We start from the raw sequence: 16,422 nt of genomic DNA on the forward strand, positions 1-16,422 counted from the left end.
ATGCGCCGAGAGCCCAGAGCCGACCACCCAACGACTCCAGACTCTCTTTGTTTTGGTATGATTTTTTTAACAGCGCGTTTACAAAAATGTTTTACGAAACTCCGTCGGGGTCAGTCCGGTATGCTTTTTAAAGGCAATGCTAAAATAGTTGGTATCTGTGAATCCCACAACCTCCGCTACCTCCGCCACCTTGCGATTCGCGTCCAGCAGCAGTTCTCGGGCTCGCTCAAAGCGAACACGCGTCTGGTAGTCGGCGAAGCTTTCACCTGTAACTTGCTTGAAACGGGCACTCAAATATTTGGGGCTCATATTCATGTACTCTGCAAGACGGTTCAGCCCGCCATCCTCCTGAAGATGCTCCCGAATCCATTCCTTGGCCCGTTGGAATTTGCGTGGAATCCCCTTCTCACGTGATTCTCGGACATGACGACCCACCCGAACAAAATAGCGCGATACATAATCAATCATCTCGGGCCCATGCCGTAATCGGGACAGCTCCAACAACGGGTCCTGCTCCTGCATGGACGTTTGTCCTACAGATGCATCACTCTGAACGATCCGCATGACGAACAGCACGAGCTGAGTGACAATCATTTTCACCTGCTTGACGGGCAACCCTGTCAACTGTCCTGACCATTCCTGTAAAATCGCATGTACGGCAGCATCATTGCCTGCTCGAATTTCCGTAATCATTAGCAGTTCCTTCTCCAGTAATTGACTGCTGTTCGGCTCGGCCGCCTGAATACTCTCATAGGGGATGATCTGGCTATAGCCCACCCACCCCCGATGCTCTGCCGCTTGCACAGCTTCCTCATACGCTTCGGGAAGTTGCTCCATCCGTTGTACGGGACGGCTAATCCCGATGGACACGCCCTGGCTCAATCGTTCCTGCACGGCCTGCCGAATCTGCTGTGCCGTCCGTTCCGCCGCCCTGCAAGATGCCGTCGCCAGCAGCACAACACGCCGATCGCGGGAAACCGCCGCACCATGCGCCTTCGCCCCGGCTGCTGCCGCAGCCTCCCCAGCCAGTCCGGCGAATACATGGCTGCTTTTATGCATGGAACCGTGTGGCTTGCTAGTGGCGGTTGCCTCCTGCTGCGACGCCTCCTCCAGCTCGCAGCACAGTACGGTATAAGGTGGTCCACTCGTCTCGCCGAAAAATCCCAGCCCGTCCATCTCCCGAATGACCTCGGCTGCAGGACGCCGCTGCTGGAGCAAATCCAGCAGTAGATGCTCCCTGTACAATGGCTCCAATGAACGATGGCGGTGAATGGCTTCCTCCTCGCTTCTTCGCCATTGCGTAATGCGATCCTCAGCCCGGCTCAATGCCGCTTCGAAATCCTCGCTGGTCACCGGCTTGAGCAAATAATCGACCGCTTGAAGCGAAACTGCCTGACGAATATATGTCATAGATTCGTACCCTGTCAGGAATAATAACGGGGTCTGCTGATCCTTTTCCCGAATGGTTTTTGCTACGTCCAGTCCACTCATATCCGGTAAATTAATATCCAGTAAAATCATGTCCGGTCGCTGCTCCGTATACAAACGTAATGCCGTCGCGCCGTCCTCCGCCACATCACTGACTTCCACTGACAGGCCACTTTCCGCCACCATCAGCTTCAGTCCTTCCCGAATATGATATTCGTCGTCCACAATCAGCAGCCGGTACATGCCATCCTCCCCTTTCTTATTCGGTTCGAATGGGTGCCAGTAAGGTAACCGAGGTGTACTGACCCGGCTTGCTTGTCGCGGACAGTCCATATTGCGGACCATAATGCCGAAGACGTTCATGCACATTGCGCAGCCCAAAGCCAATAGCACTCCCCCGTTCTGCATCTAGCGACTTCCGGATATCGTTCAGACGCTCGACTCCAATACCGCCCCCATCATCACTGACCGTCAAACGCAACATATCTCCTTCCCTTGTACCAGATAACATGATATAGCCACGGTCGGTGCGCCCTTTTAAGCCGTGATAAATAGCATTTTCGACGAGCGGCTGGAGGATTAGTTTGGGTACATAAAATCCGCAAATATCCTCCTCGACCTCGCAAATCCACTCGAACGAATTCCTAAACCTGAACTGCTGCACCTTCACATAGGCGCTTACATGCTCGACTTCCTGTCCCAAACTGATTTGCTCTCGGCCATAACTTAGCGAAATGCGAAAGCATTTTCCGAAGGCACCGATTACCTCTGCCATATCCCGTTGCCCATTCGCCAAGGCCATTCCCTTCAACGATTCTAGCGTGTTGTACAAAAAATGCGGATTAATCTGCGCCTGAAGCGCGCGGAACTCAGCCTGTTTACGCGACAGCAACGCTTCGTAGACCTGACCGTACAGTTCATGATTTTTTTGCATCATATGAAGAAAACGCTCCCCGATCTGCCCTACCTCGTCCTTAGGATTAAAAACAACGGAAGTAGGAGCTTCGAAAGCTTGGGCTGAGCCTGTAGCGCTCACACTCCCATCGACCGCCATTAATCGGCTCAATTGAAGCAGGGGGCGTCGAATCGTGTCACTCAGCCGATAAGACAGCATCCAGCCCAGCATCAGTGCAATCAAAAAAGTCCAGATGGTCCAGGCACCAATTTTCCGCGCATCCTCGAACAGCACAGACTGATCGACTTTTTGCAGCAGCGTCCATTGTCCTTCATTTAACGGGCCGTAAGAGATCATCGTCTGGCGGCCGTTCCATGTTCTCCAGTCCTTCGTAAGCACAGGCCTATCCACAGCCGATTTGGCAATCTGCCGCAATAGCGCTTGATCCGCAACACCCTGCTCCGGCAATCGGTATACAAGCTCGCCCTCCTGATCCAGCACCCACATCTGGGTATTGCCATCTGTTTCATGAAAAGCAAGCCCCCGAAACAGACTGGCCTTGTCGATTTCCAGCAGCAAAAATCCGAGTGGTGCATAATCTCCAGTCGTTTTTCGGAGCAGTTTCCCCACATAGATGCGATCCTCCGCCATTCCGCGTCCTGATTCAAACGGCGAATGAGCCATCCACATCATGGGCCGCTCGGCGAGTAGGCGGCGATAGTACACACGTGCTTCCTCTAATGTAGGAAGACCGCCAAAACGGACCGAAACATTCCCCTGATAGAGAGAATGCTTGAGCCCGCCATTGGCGGCATATATGAGAGAGGACGTGATATACGGCTTGGTCTGGGTTTGCGTACGGACAACCATACTGAGTGTTTCATCGTTCCGTAAATATTCATAATCATCTTCCGGCTTGGTCTCCAGTGTGGACTGCACATCAGGACTGCTGAGAATGGCATTGGTTAGATCATTCAAATCGGAGAGCGTCGCATTGACGTAATTTTCACTCATTTGCCGGGACTGCATAGCCAGCGCTTCCGATTTCTCACCTAGGGAATGGGCCGCGATCCGGTAAAAGGTAAAGGTCAGTACCACCATCGGAATGACGGTGAGTACCAGCGTCAGTACAATGAATTTCCCACGGATTGTAGGAATCCCGGCGAACTTTTGACGACCACGGCCTCCCATTCATCTGCCTCCCTTACACATAGGCTGGGAGCCATGTCCCGTGGGCTGCAATTAGGTCATCACACAGAGAAACGATATCATCCATGGACAACTCTGCGGACGTGTGCGGGTCCAACATAGCAGCATGATAAATGTGCTCCTTTTTCCCGGTGATTGCAGCTTCAATCGTTAACAGCTGGGTATTAATATTCGTCCGGTTCAGCGCAGCGCATTGGGGTGGCAAATCCCCGACAAAGGTTGGCGTAACCCCGTTACGATTCACCAGACAAGGTACCTCCACACAGGCTTCCTTCGGCAGATTGGTAATTAAGCCTGTGTTCATCACATTGCCGCCAATGGCAAAAGGCTGATTCGTTTCGATCGCCTCAAATATATAAGAGGCATACTCGTTTGACCGTTCATGACGCAGATCCTGATTACCCAAAAGCTCTTCACGCATCGTTTCCCATCGTGCAATCTGGCTCACACAGCGACGCGGGTATTCATCCAAAGGAATATTGAAGCGCTCGATCAGCTCAGGGTATGCCCGTTTGATAAAATACGGATGATACTCCGCATTATGCTCGGACGATTCCGTAATGTAATAGCCGAATTTTAGCATCATTTCAAAGCGCACCATATCATGATGCTTTTCCTGTTGCTTAGCGGCGGCTCGTTTTTTAATCTCAGGATACAAATCCACACCGTCCTTGCTCACTTCGAGCAGCCACGCCATATGATTAATGCCTGCGATTTTTGCCTTTACACCTTCCTGCTCCAGCCCGAGGCTTTTAAACAGTTCCGGTATACACGCCTGCACGCTATGACACAGCCCTACCGTACGGACACCGCCATAAACGTTCATCACATTCGTCAGCACAGCCATCGGATTTGTGTAGTTGAGAAACCATGCATCCGGGCACACCTCGCGCACATCTGCCGCAAAATCGAGCATCACCGGAATCGTACGTAAATTGCGGAAAATACCGCCAATACCAACCGTATCGGCAATCGTTTGGCGCAGGCCGTATTTTTTAGGAATTTCAAAATCCGTAATTGTACACGGATCATAGCCGCCTACCTGGATGGCATTTACCACATAGGTCGCCCCACGTAGTGCTTCCTTGCGATCAGTGTAGGAGCGAATCACACAGGTACTCCCTGTTGTTTTTTTCAAATTGGATAAAATATTTTCTGAATCTTTTAGCCTTACAGGGTCAATATCGAACAACGCCAGTTCAAAGCCCTGCAAAGCAGGCGTCAACATACAATCGCCAAGCACATTTTTAGCAAATACCGTACTGCCTGCACCCAGAAATGTAATCTTGCTCATACTTTTTCCCCCATTCACCTTTTTGTTCGCGGTTTTGCACCTCAAATGCAAGGATACCCACCGCCACTCTCCCCTTTATTAGGAGGAAAGTGACGATGGGAAAGGTTAGTCATGACTATGCGTTGTTGCCTCCCATTCAGGATACCCCCGCTGATTTAGCGGAGCTAATAGGCCGAAGCGGTAAGGCAGATGTTACCGAGGGTGTCGTAGTTGACGAGGTTACTGAATTCTCCGGACTAACCGGTGTTACCGATGAATCCGCAGCCCCAGCCTCAATCACAGTTACCTTCGCAATTGCCTTTAACTCTGTCCCTTCTACTTTACCCTTCAACTCAAACGAACCTGGAGCAGCATATTGTGCAGGGTCTATATCCTCCCATTCCACAGCCACCCATTTGGTGGAGCCTTCTCCATACGTAGCTTCCACGACGCTTGGCAGTTCGGGTTTTTCACCTGCACGAGTCGTCACGTTTACTTCTTTTAAAGCCGTGATTTTCTCGGCTCCCGTTAGGTTTTGTGCTGTACCAGAGGCCAGTCCTGCCACCTCGGTTGCATTCAAAGCACGGCTGTAGATACGGAATTCATCCACCAGACCATTGAAGTACGGATCAGGGTACTGAGATTTGCCGATGAAATTATTTTTGGTCTGACCCAGACTGGTAGGATTCAAGGTCAGATTGGTATTGCGTCCCACTTCTTTTCCATCCACGTATAAAATACCTGTGGAACCCGAAAGCGTGACCGCAACATGCTTCCATACGCCTGTCGGCAGTACAGGGCCTTCAATCGTCTGCTCCTGTCCCTGCCCGTTGCCTTGGTTGGTAATGGCAAACAGCATGGTGTTTCCTGCTTTAGGCGTCAGGAACATATATTCATTCGTCCCGGAGCCGAAATCAAAAATCCGCACATAATCGCTCAGGCTGTTCGCTTTGACCCAGCCGGATACAGTCAATTGCTGTGTCCGACTGACAATACCCGCCGGAAGCTGCACATAGCTGTCCTTGCCGTTCAGGCTGACAGCATTGCCTGTTTTACCCGCAGCCCATGCAGCCGTTCCCTTCACGGCAGCATCATTGCCACTGTCCGATGAATCCGCAACTACAGAACCGCTTGTTTCATCAAACTTGTAAACTGCAAGCTGTTCAAGTAACGGAGCCGCCGCTTCAGCTACCACCGTTACTTTAGCCTCAGCTGACAACTGAGAATCGCTGGCTGTCAGCTTGAACACATACGTTCCTGGCTCGGAAACGTCCACCTTCGTGCGCAGCGATGTTTTGTTACTGAATGTGACCTTCGCGTCCTGTGGTCCTTCGACCAGACTCCACTCGCTCGTCACCTTACCTTGTGGAAGTCCATCATCCGTAGCCGTGCCTTTCAGAATGATCTGATCCGGCAGCTTTACCTTCGAATCTTTGCCAGCATCCACGATAGGTGCTTTGTTCGGATCAGGTGTGGTCGGTGTCAGCTCTATCGTATAGGAGGATGCTGTGCCAATCTCCAATTTAAGTTTGTTGGTGGTCGCATACGCATTAAACTTTCCTTGCGATTGACCGCCCACTTTAACCAGATACGTTCCTTTCTTCAAACCGTCAAATGTAACGTACGTGGAATGGGCTTGGCCCGGCGTTTGATTTTTCAGTTGGAACCATACATAATCCTTGGATGTTGCCAACTTGGCTTCTGTATATTGGTCCTTTTCCAGCTCGATATACAGCTTTTCCGTGATCAGATTGACCCGCTTGAACAGGCCGTCCAGTGGCTTGATCGTATACACGTTGCCGCTTTTGCTCACCTCTGCACCGTAGCCCGTCAATCCAAAAATAGGATCAATCGCGATATCAGCACTTAATGTTTTGAGCGCACCGAACAATCCGAGATCAGCCTCACCGCTCATGCCGCGCCAGCCGTTAAAGAGCGGAACATTTTTACCGCCGCCAGTGCCGTTCGTGCCGTTATTGCCTTTTTCCGCTTGATACGTCCATGCGACCGCCCCGATGTTTTCAGGGTCGGAGCTGATTTGCCCGGAGTTAATCGCTCCAACATTGGCAATTTTAGCTGCATAGGACAACCGCTGTTGTTCCTCACGGTGATTGTCCTCATGATGGCGAATCCAGTCATCCATCGCATATCCGGCAAGCGAAGTCGTGTACTGGAAGTTAAACCAGTTCTCCCCGGTAATCGTCACCGGGTCGGTGTAGTAGTACCATACGGGCATATGACCGCGTGCCGCACGGGTTTTGGCATTAATTTTACTCATCATTTCCAGGGCTTTACTTTGCTCGCCCTCTGTATCTATATTCTGCTTGGCTAACGTATATACAGCCTCTTCCCCTGTATTGTCATAGCTATATTCAGAACCGTAAGGATACTTTGTATTTTTAAAATTGTTATATTTACGATCCATTTTTTCCTTGAGATCATTCGCTTCATCATCATAGCCTTCATCATGAAGTGCCTGAATAATATCCGGTGTGGTCAGTTCGCCCATCAAACCTGTTTCCCAGTTGTACGCGACTGGCCCTTCATACAATGCTTTGAAAATGTTATACGCCCGCAGCAAATAGGTTTCCTTTGGATGCTTGTAAGTGACAAGATCCGGGTATTCCTTGGCAATCTTGTACATGCTGAAATACGTGTTGTATACGTGCGGATACGCATACCCTCGATAGGTCGGTGTATCGTTAGGCTCTGGCATCAAGAAATCATGAATTAAATAATCCTCATGATGTCCGTTCATCAGATTTGTCCAGATCGCCGTCTCCAAATAATCGTCTACTGCCCGCACCTCTTTGGCGACTGGAGACAGTGTGTTTTTCTCAGCCAGGAACTGTCCGTGGGTCAGACCCCAATCGTCTCCCCAACCCCAATAGCCGTTAAAAATGTTGCGTTTGGATTTGGTATGCATCATCCAATCATCAAATACCTTGTCGCGCAGATCACCCGGTACATTCCATTGGGTTTTGTCGACCATAAATGTAGCATGCCGTTGCAACGCCTGATCAATCGGCTCGATGGCATAGAACTGTAACACCGTTTTGTTGCCGTTGCCGTATTCTACCGTTATGAAGTTCGGACCCAGCTTAGTAAATTTCAGTTCATAAATGTAATGTCCTCCGGCCTTGCTATCTGTCTGCGGAATAACGGTTCCGTCTGGATAGGTTACTTTGCTGATCGCCTGCTTGGAGCGCAGGTCCACCTTCGCTTTTTGATTCGTAGGCACGATCATGCCGGGTACGACTGTTGTATCCACCAAGTTTTCTTGGTACAACGTATCTTTTACATCATGCTCGTCCTTCACCGCCAGAAACTTGAAACCATAGTTTTTGCTTTGACCAGGATTCAGGATCAGGCTTGTATTGGGCAAATACCCCCGATTCGTGGACTTGATGACATTGGAATGAATATAAAATACATTGAGTCCTTCCAGCCATTTGCCTTCGTTGGCTGGATTCCAGGCCCATTTGCTGCCTGGATGCTCCTCATCCCGCCAGTGATCCTGATATTCAAAGCCCGCACCTGTTGTGGAATCAGGAATCAGCAGCAGGGAAGAACCAATGCCGCTGGGACGCCCAGCTGTAATATAGGAGCTGTTATTGCCGACAAAGGAATGCGTCACCACTCTAGTTTCGTAGATCGCATCACCGTTGGTCCACTGCTCATTAAAAGGCAGAGGCAAACCGAAATCACCAATCTCCAATTTTTTTCCACTTGTATTCTGCACCTGTATATTCCACAGCACCGAACCATTCGACTCTGCCGAATACGTTTCAATGACTTTAAAATTGCGTATGCCTTCTGCGTTAGTAGAATTCTCGTACGTGACAGTGACACGGTTACCACTGGTTGTGATCTTACGTGCGTCTGCCGACTTGTTCGTCCATGCCTTCGTCCAGCTGCCTCCATCCAAGCGGTACGTGAACATCAGCTCCCCTAGCCACTGATGATCTGCGGTGTTCTGCTCAGGTGTAACCGTTGCGTTCATCACGTACTCTGTCGGGAAAGCATCTCCCTTGATACGTATGGATGAAATTTCACCGTGCTCACCTGTCTGAATCGTCAGCTTGTCATTGGATAGTTCATGGGCCTCTGCCGTATGCGTCCCAAACAACACAGACGCTGTGGTTAAAAACAAAAATGCCGCCAATATTCCCTTAAATTTCATCAACACGGCCTCCTTTTGGATCTCGGGGTCCTGATTTGCTTGCCAATCACCTGAAGTCTCTTCATTTCGCCGCAACCTCCTTGGAAATGTAAGCGTTACAACTCTATTGTACAAATCCTTGTCCATTGGTAAAATCAACATTTTCAACCGATTTATATAGGATTTCAACCTAATAGAGGGATACTGTTAGATCGGCAATCAACCAAGCTACGACAGATTTATCTGAATTAAGATTACAGATGATGGAGAGAAAGAAATTTAGATAGAGAGCAAGGAGGCATTTTTAGATACATCGGGGTTTGAACAAATCATACAAACGGACACTATAAAATCGAGAATTTATTTTGAGCTGCTGTAGTGGGGAATCGATACGTTGGGTTTTCAGATGCGAGGGTATTTATTAAGATAGTTTCGCTCCTAAAGTAGAATTTGGAGTCTGCGTATGTAAAGAATTTTGGGGATAGGGTATGGGGAAAATCTGCTGAAAGCATCTATAAACTGGGCTGATTCCAATGGTATGCTTTGTATTGGTCAACCCCCATTTTATAGAGCTAACAAATCATATCTATCCCATAGCAATAGCAAGGGGCATGTAAACCGTACAAATATAAATACTGCCCCAAAATCTATTTTTAGGGCAGTATCAACATATCTCATTATTTTTCTATTTTTATAGTTCTTGAATTGTTGGACGAATAATCATCTCATTAATTGCTACATCGGCTGGCTGTTCAATTGCAAATGCTATGGCACGAGCAATGTTAGAAGGCTCGATAGCAATTCTCATATCCTCATTAATTGCTGTTTTTAACTCTGAGTTTGAAATTGCTGCTGTTAATTCTGTATCAATCGATCCTGGCGAGACAATAGTCGTTCGAATATTGTTGATACACTCTTCTCTACGAAGGCCTTCTGTAATGGCACGCACAGCAAACTTTGTACCACTATAAACTGAACTAGCAGGGAATACTAAGTGCCCTGCTATAGAGGAAACGTTAATGATATGCCCTTCTCTTCTTTCTCTCATGGTTGGAAGAACGGCAGCAATACCATAAAGTACACCCTTTATGTTAACATCCACCATCAAATCCCATACTTTGATTTTCTTTTCATGAACAGGGGATAACGGCATGACTCCTGCATTATTGACCATTACGTCTATTTTTCCAAACTCTTTAAGCGCATAATCCGCTAACTCTTCCATCTGCTCATGTGAGGAAACATCCGTCACTTTATAAACAGCTTGCCCGCCATTATTTTGAATTGCTTCTTGCAGCTTTTGCAAACGAGCTTCACGACGAGCGGCCAGTACCAGCTTCGCACCTTTAGAGGCAAGTTCTTTTGCAGTCGCTTCTCCAATTCCACTTGAGGCACCTGTAATAATGACAACCTTATCTTGAATATTTGACATATAATTCACATCCTTTCTTGATGAAAACGTGATAACAATAAAAATGTTATTCTTCGATATGAAACCATGGACCTGAAGCTTGGATGACACCCCAAAGTTTTTCCGGAAGTTCAAGCTCACTAACTTTTGAAGCCTTTATCGCTGTTTGGATTTCAGACTCTTGTCCACTTTGAACCTTTTCTACCCAGTCTGGATTCATGATTAACGTATGACCAATAGCCGCTAAGGACAGCCCCTTATCTAAAGCCGTTACAACGTCATCCGGAGTGTCCATAGCACCAGCTGCCATTACAGGCAATCTGCCATTTACATGCTCTACAATTAATTCAAGATATGTTTTTTCATCCTGACTATCGAACGGCTTTAACGAGAGCGCATTTACGAGTGAAGCATGCACATAATCAACACCTTCTTCAATCAGGTGATCAATTAATGTATAGGTATCTTTCATTCGCAGACCACCTTCAATTGGTTCATCAGGAGAAAGCCTGTAACCCAATATAAACGGTTTTGTTGCAAATTTTCGAATCACATTTTTCATTTCTTGAACAACCGCCAACGGAAAACGCAAGCGATTTTCTAAAGAACCTCCCCATTGATCCTCACGTCTGTTGAAGAATGGAGAAAAGAAGTTTTGCAGCAAAAATCCATGTGCACCATGAATTTCAACACCATCAAATCCTGCTTCAATGGCTCGTCTTGTTGTTTCTCCAAATGCACGAATTACTTCCATGATCTCATCATGTGAAAGTGCTCTCGGTAAAACGGAAGGAGCAAATGCCGTAGCTTCAGTCTGTACAGCACTGGAACTTACCACATCTCCATTTGGAGTTAAGGTCGGAAGTGCTTTGTTGCCTGCGTGGAAAACTTGAAGTACCGCAGGAGCTCCTCCACTTTTCGCCGCATCGGCTAATTTTCGTAAACTTGGAATAAAGGTATCGTCATAGCCTGCAAATTCATGCGTAAAACCTATACCGTTTGGTTGGACATGCGTACAGCCTGTTATAACCAAACCTACACCGTTCACTCTTTTTTTATAATAATTTACTTCTTCATCTGAAATCGTGTAATCTTCATTACTGGCCCAAGTTGTCATAGGAGCCATAATGACTCGATTTCTAAGGTCGATTCCATTTTTGAGTGTAAAGGATTCAAATAGTTTGTTATATTTTGCGTTCATTTTCTAACCTCTTTCTAGTTATTCATTTATAAACTGTAGTAATTGTTGTCTTAAGTTAAAGCATTTATTCGCATTCCCAGAGGAGATTACCAGTTGATGAGCGCTCACAACATTGGTACAATAACATCATAAAGTATTCGAGTAACTCGAAGTCAATAGCAAGGAGGTTCGAAATTTTGAATCAGACATTACATGAACCAAAATATACGGTAAAAGATGTATCTGAAATAACTGGCCTTACAAAACATACGATCCGTTACTATGATGACCAACAATTAATACCTTTCGTTTCGAGAGACGGCAGAAACAATCGCTTATTCTCTGAACATGATCTGGATTGGTTGCGAATGGTGCATTGCTTTCGTATTTCAGGATTGCCGATTTCAGAAGTCAAACATTACATTGCTATGTGTTTGCAAGGTGATGAGACGATTCCTGAAAGGGCTGAGCTTGTTGTAAAACAAGAAAAAGAACTAGAAGCGAAGATCCATGAGTACAACCTTCAATTAATGCACATAAAAGAGAAGAAGGCTTACTACGAAAGTGTTTTGGCTGGTCAATTAGACGATACCTGGAATCCAGTTAACAATAACCCAGAATGTGGAGAAAAGTACGATATACCGGAACATATCAAATCAGCGTCAAAAGTTCATGCTTGATCTTAGAAGATAGTCTACGGCTTCGAGTACACTCGAAGTCAATTTTTTTGTGTATTTAATTTTGACGGATATTGCACCAATCTGCCTGTTACTTCAATGAAAGAGGGAGCATTTGCCGCGGCAGTGTGCTCCCTGTTCTAAATTCAACTATCGTTTTCCGTTAGTTGAACCCCGAATTAAATTAAGTTGTAGGTGGTAGTGAGAGGATTAGGCAAACATTTGGCACGAACGGGATAACGATCGCTTTGTCATCTGGTGCATAATAAGGATGTGAAGTGGGTGTCTGTTATGAATATGGATTGTAGTTGATTTACACATAATAATTAAAAATACTGGAGGATTTTATATGCAAAAAGTAACTTTGAACAATGGGGTTGAGATGCCCATACTCGGTTTTGGTGTTTATCAGATCCAAGATGCAAATGAATGTGAACAAAGCGTTTATGACGCTATTATGGCAGGCTATCGGTTGATAGATACCGCTGCCTCTTATTTAAATGAAGAAGCAGTTGGCAGAGCGATTAATCGAAGTGGCGTGACAAGAGAGGAGTTATTTATCACTACGAAACTTTGGGTTCAGGATACTGGTTATGAGCGTACAAAAAAGGCATTTGAAAAATCACTGGAAAGATTGCAGTTGGATTATTTGGATTTGTATTTAATTCACCAGCCATATGGAGATGTGTTTGGTTCTTGGCGCGCTATGGAGGAATTGTATCGTGAAGGAAAGGTCCGTGCAATCGGCGTTAGTAACTTCCATGAGGATCGCCTGATCGATTTGATTATTCATAATGAAGTAGTTCCTGCCGTAAACCAGGTTGAAACGCACCCATTCAATCAGCAAATTGAAAATGCAAAATTCATGAAAGAGAATAACGTTCAGATCGAATCCTGGGCGCCTTTTGCTGAAGGGAAAAATAACTTGTTCCAGCATGAGATATTGGCAGCCATAGCTGAAAAGTATAATAAATCCGTTGCTCAGGTGGTTTTACGCTGGTTGACACAAAGAGAAGTTGTTGTGATTCCAAAGTCCGTTCGTAAAGAAAGAATTATCGAAAACTTCGATATCTTTGACTTTGAGTTAAGCCAAGAGGATATGGAGTCGATTACTACGTTAGATACGAAACAGAGCCTGTTCTTTTCACATCGCGATCCTGACATGGTGAAATGGATCGGTAGCCGTAAACTCGATATCTAACCCTCTTTCAAAAGATCACCCGTAGGTTTTGATTACGCCAAAAGAACCAACAATTTAACAATAACCGTTAGAAGTATGGAGTAGATGCCCTAAGGAAATCTACTCCTCTTTTTCGTTTGCGGTATCAATGTATTTATTGAACTATCGTTCCCCGTTAGTTTAATACATTTATCAAAGAAGGGACGTCCCCCATCACAGATGTCTGGAGAAACGCCCCTGTCGGCGGTGATCGCTACAAAGCAATACATTTATGTCGTAGGAGCACAATGTCACCGTACCAAATTATTGCACCGCAGAAATATTGAGGGCGGCCTCTATTTGATATTGGCATTATTATCGAAAAATACTGCATTTCTTTCCCTCTATGCAACCTGCGTAATAACAAGGTGCGCGGAAACTGGTCTTGTTCCTCCAGCTAATGGAGTGATCGTGAGTGCCGCGGCATTGCCAGCAGGATTTCGCACTGTGAGTACTGAATTAATGACCGTTGTTTGTACAAGAGCCATTCCTACTATTTGAGAAGTACCTGTTGCACGCCCGACCACCGTATAAGCCAGGTCAGCGCCGTTGAGTGTTAAAATGAGTTGACCCGGTTCGTTTACACCTACCTGAAACAAAACCTGATAAGTGCCAATTGTAGCCAAGTTAAAAGAACTCGCATTTATACGGGTAATTGCAGTCCCACTGATTGGACCATCTTGCGGAAAACTCACGTCCGTGTCGGGAGCAACAGTTGCTGCATTATCAGGAGGCATCAAGGCAAAGAAATCTGCAAAGCCTAATACTCCACCTGCTGGTCCTGCTGCTCCTGCTGCTCCTGTTGCTCCTGTTGCTCCTGCTGGACCTGTTAGCCCTGCTGCTCCTGCTGGTCCCGCTGGCCCTGCTGGTCCTGCTGGTCCTGCTGCTCCTGCTGGTCCCGCTGGCCCTGCTGGTCCTGCTGGTCCTGCTGCTCCTGCCAATCCAGCTGCGCCAATTGCTCCTGCAATCCCTGCAAGTCCCTGTGGGCCAAGTGCTCCTGCAAGTCCTTCGGGGCCAAGTGCACCTATCGCTCCTGCAATCCCTGCAAGTCCTTGGGGACCAAGTGCTCCTGCAAGTCCTTGAGGGCCAAGCGCCCCAAGTGCTCCTGCAATCCCTGCAAGTCCTTGGGGACCAAGTGCTCCTGCAAGTCCTTCGGGGCCAAGTGCGCCTATCGCTCCTGCAATCCCTGCCAATCCTTGGGGGCCAAGTGCTCCTGCAAGTCCTTCGGGACCAAGTGCTCCTATCGCTCCTGCAAGTCCTGCCAATCCTTGGGGGCCAAGTGCTCCTGCAAGTCCTTGAGGTCCTGCTTCTGCAATTGCTCCCGCAAGTCCTTGAAGTAATTGCTGACCTTTAGGTGGGGGACACGGTACCCGCACTATTTTTTTAATAACTAGAAGACGTCGTTTCTTTTTTTTCCCTTTTGGATGGCAAACAATTGCGGTTTTCTTTTTGCACGATTTTTTTTTATACAGAAAACTCAACAGTTTCTTTTTTCTTTTCTTTTGGATGGCAAACAATTGTGGTTTTCTTTTTGCACGATTTTTTTTATCCGGACAACTCAACAACGACACCTCCCTATAAAGATAGTTTAGTGTACGTGAGTTGTTTATTTTAGGCATGGACGAATAGCCGGTTATTCGCTAGACTAAAAACCATTTTTAGAATATTGGGTGTTTAGTAGGGTGCTGTTATTTCACAAACCACAACACTCTTTCAGTATGATTACAAAATTTAATCATCCTTCACTGCGTCAACCAAAATCACATTTGGGTCTCTTTTTGTACCTCACAGTGGCAGTGTGCTCCCTGTTTTAAATTCAAATATCGTTTCCCGTTAGTTGAATCATTTCTGTGATTGATCCACCTTGTAGATTCTTCTGGTAAGCGCCTGGTCATCATCTGTCCATAATATTTGGAGCTGTTTGCGGGTTTTTGAGTGCAGGCAGTAGAATGCCATCGATTAGCGCTGTGAAGAAAGGCTTGTCGAACGGTTTGCGCTGGATGAGTCCGCGAAAAGAAGCCACTGAAGTAATGACCTGACAAGCCATCTCAATGTCCGCGTGAGCGGGAATTTCACCGCGGACGACGGCTCGGTTCATAAGCTCGCGGTTCACAACAACCCATGGCTCGAAAATCCCGGCTGTTCCTGCTTCGGCAAATTCCGGATGCTGCAAAAAGGAGCCTAGGCCCGCTAGGACACGAAATTTTCGTTCAATCGTAGAGCTTTGTCCTTCGGTACACGGTGAGGGTGACACAGGATTTGTGCCGAGACTGATCAACATTGCCAAAACGAAGGGCTTCTCAGCCTATGTGGAAGAGGGGACCAACCGCTGGCCGGCTGTGCACCGCCTTGACGCCGCACATCTATACCGCCTTGCGTTAAAAAAGGCGCCCGCAGGTTCACGACTAAATGGGGTCGCAGATGAAGGAGTGCCATTTCGCGACATCGCAAGTGTTATCGGTAAACACCTGAACGTGCCTGTAGTCAGCATTTCCCGTGAAGAAGCAGACACCCACTTCGGCTTCCTCAGTACACTTGCAGCGCTCGATATCCCAAGATCAAGCGTTGCAACTCAGGAACTTCTGGGATGGCGGCCTGTGCAGCCTGCACTAATCCACGACCTCGAACAGTCTCACTACTTCAACAACTGATTGGAGGCGAGACCGAGAATCGATCATGGGCCGCTTAATAAAGCACTTGAGAAAAGCGAAGCAAGACATAGACTAGCAACAACATGTATGAAATAGAAGTTTGGATATTAAAACACGAGATCAACACGAATGTATACCACACTGAGTGTTGTTATCTTCATTCGCATCGAACTATTCTGGCTAATCGTATTGTTAGGTCACTTCCCCCAAGAAAATTTTTCGTCTTTACTTATGGTATGGTTCACCACGTTGGCTGAAGGGCAAGTTCTCGAAAAATAGCCTCCTTATCAGAGACTACCCGCGATCTTCCTGTATGA

11 protein-coding genes are annotated in these 16,422 nt (G+C 47.0%); 3 read left to right on the top strand and 8 right to left on the bottom strand.

Translation table 11 applies throughout. From position 1 onward, the window contains the following. Nucleotides 1-78 precede the first annotated feature (78 nt). From MHB54_RS07845 to MHB54_RS07870, 6 genes are all read right to left on the bottom strand, one after another. A complete protein-coding gene (locus MHB54_RS07845; RefSeq protein ID WP_340981504.1) occupies nucleotides 79-1,671 on the bottom strand; it encodes a response regulator in 1,593 nt (530 codons plus the stop codon). A gap of 16 nt (nucleotides 1,672-1,687) precedes the next feature. After that, nucleotides 1,688-3,514 (bottom strand): cache domain-containing sensor histidine kinase, encoded by a 1,827-nt coding sequence (locus MHB54_RS07850; protein ID WP_076157694.1) that lies wholly within the window; start codon nucleotides 3,512-3,514, stop codon nucleotides 1,688-1,690. Between the two features lie 13 nt (nucleotides 3,515-3,527). Continuing rightward, entirely contained in the window at nucleotides 3,528-4,826 is a 1,299-nt protein-coding gene (locus MHB54_RS07855) for an alpha-glucosidase/alpha-galactosidase (RefSeq protein ID WP_069079686.1), read from the bottom strand. Nucleotides 4,827-4,962: 136 nt separating this feature from the next. Next, the gene (locus MHB54_RS07860) at nucleotides 4,963-8,988 is read right to left on the bottom strand and encodes a DUF5695 domain-containing protein (RefSeq protein ID WP_340981505.1); all 4,026 of its coding nucleotides are present in this window, start codon (nucleotides 8,986-8,988) and stop codon (nucleotides 4,963-4,965) included. A gap of 670 nt (nucleotides 8,989-9,658) precedes the next feature. Next, the gene (locus MHB54_RS07865; RefSeq protein WP_023987242.1) at nucleotides 9,659-10,399 is read right to left on the bottom strand and encodes an SDR family oxidoreductase; all 741 of its coding nucleotides are present in this window, start codon (nucleotides 10,397-10,399) and stop codon (nucleotides 9,659-9,661) included. A 46-nt stretch (nucleotides 10,400-10,445) separates the two neighbouring features. Continuing rightward, nucleotides 10,446-11,579, bottom strand: coding sequence for an NADH-dependent flavin oxidoreductase (locus MHB54_RS07870; protein WP_254347649.1), 1,134 nt, complete (start codon nucleotides 11,577-11,579; stop codon nucleotides 10,446-10,448). Between the two features lie 176 nt (nucleotides 11,580-11,755). Here MHB54_RS07870 and MHB54_RS07875 point away from each other — a divergent pair, with 176 nt between their 5' ends. Continuing rightward, nucleotides 11,756-12,238: a MerR family transcriptional regulator gene (locus MHB54_RS07875; protein WP_023987240.1), complete on the top strand. Its 483-nt coding sequence runs from the start codon at nucleotides 11,756-11,758 to the stop codon at nucleotides 12,236-12,238. A gap of 346 nt (nucleotides 12,239-12,584) precedes the next feature. Further along, nucleotides 12,585-13,436, top strand: a complete 852-nt coding sequence (locus MHB54_RS07880) for an aldo/keto reductase (RefSeq protein WP_023987239.1) — start codon at nucleotides 12,585-12,587, stop codon at nucleotides 13,434-13,436. Between the two features lie 362 nt (nucleotides 13,437-13,798). Here the strand turns inward: MHB54_RS07880 and MHB54_RS07885 are convergent, their stop codons facing one another. Together MHB54_RS07885 and MHB54_RS07890 are read right to left on the bottom strand one after the other, a co-directional pair. Then, entirely contained in the window at nucleotides 13,799-15,016 is a 1,218-nt protein-coding gene (locus tag MHB54_RS07885; protein WP_445671134.1) for a collagen-like protein, read from the bottom strand. Between the two features lie 332 nt (nucleotides 15,017-15,348). After that, nucleotides 15,349-15,735, bottom strand: a complete 387-nt coding sequence (locus tag MHB54_RS07890) for a TetR-like C-terminal domain-containing protein (RefSeq protein WP_226887793.1) — start codon at nucleotides 15,733-15,735, stop codon at nucleotides 15,349-15,351. On the opposite strand from MHB54_RS07890, the gene MHB54_RS07895 reads away from it, so the two are divergent. Then, on the top strand, nucleotides 15,716-16,105 hold the full coding sequence (locus MHB54_RS07895) for a hypothetical protein (RefSeq protein WP_023987236.1): 390 nt from the start codon (nucleotides 15,716-15,718) through the stop codon (nucleotides 16,103-16,105). The genes MHB54_RS07890 and MHB54_RS07895 overlap by 20 nt on opposite strands. Nucleotides 16,106-16,422: the final 317 nt, after the last annotated feature.

Source organism: Paenibacillus sp. FSL M7-0802, assembly GCF_038004945.1.
Lineage (GTDB): Bacteria > Bacillota > Bacilli > Paenibacillales > Paenibacillaceae > Paenibacillus > Paenibacillus polymyxa_B.

Excerpts from the sequence above, each read along its gene's own strand:
- MHB54_RS07845 (WP_340981504.1), bottom strand. The coding sequence starts at position 1,671 with ATGTACCGGCTGCTGATTGTGGACGACGAATATCATATTCGGGAAGGA.
- MHB54_RS07850 (WP_076157694.1), bottom strand. The coding sequence starts at position 3,514 with ATGGGAGGCCGTGGTCGTCAAAAGTTCGCCGGGATTCCTACAATCCGT.
- MHB54_RS07855 (WP_069079686.1), bottom strand. The coding sequence starts at position 4,826 with ATGAGCAAGATTACATTTCTGGGTGCAGGCAGTACGGTATTTGCTAAA.
- MHB54_RS07860 (WP_340981505.1), bottom strand. The coding sequence starts at position 8,988 with ATGAAATTTAAGGGAATATTGGCGGCATTTTTGTTTTTAACCACAGCG.
- MHB54_RS07865 (WP_023987242.1), bottom strand. The coding sequence starts at position 10,399 with ATGTCAAATATTCAAGATAAGGTTGTCATTATTACAGGTGCCTCAAGT.
- MHB54_RS07870 (WP_254347649.1), bottom strand. The coding sequence starts at position 11,579 with ATGAACGCAAAATATAACAAACTATTTGAATCCTTTACACTCAAAAAT.
- MHB54_RS07880 (WP_023987239.1), top strand. The coding sequence starts at position 12,585 with ATGCAAAAAGTAACTTTGAACAATGGGGTTGAGATGCCCATACTCGGT.
- MHB54_RS07890 (WP_226887793.1), bottom strand. The coding sequence starts at position 15,735 with ATGTTGATCAGTCTCGGCACAAATCCTGTGTCACCCTCACCGTGTACC.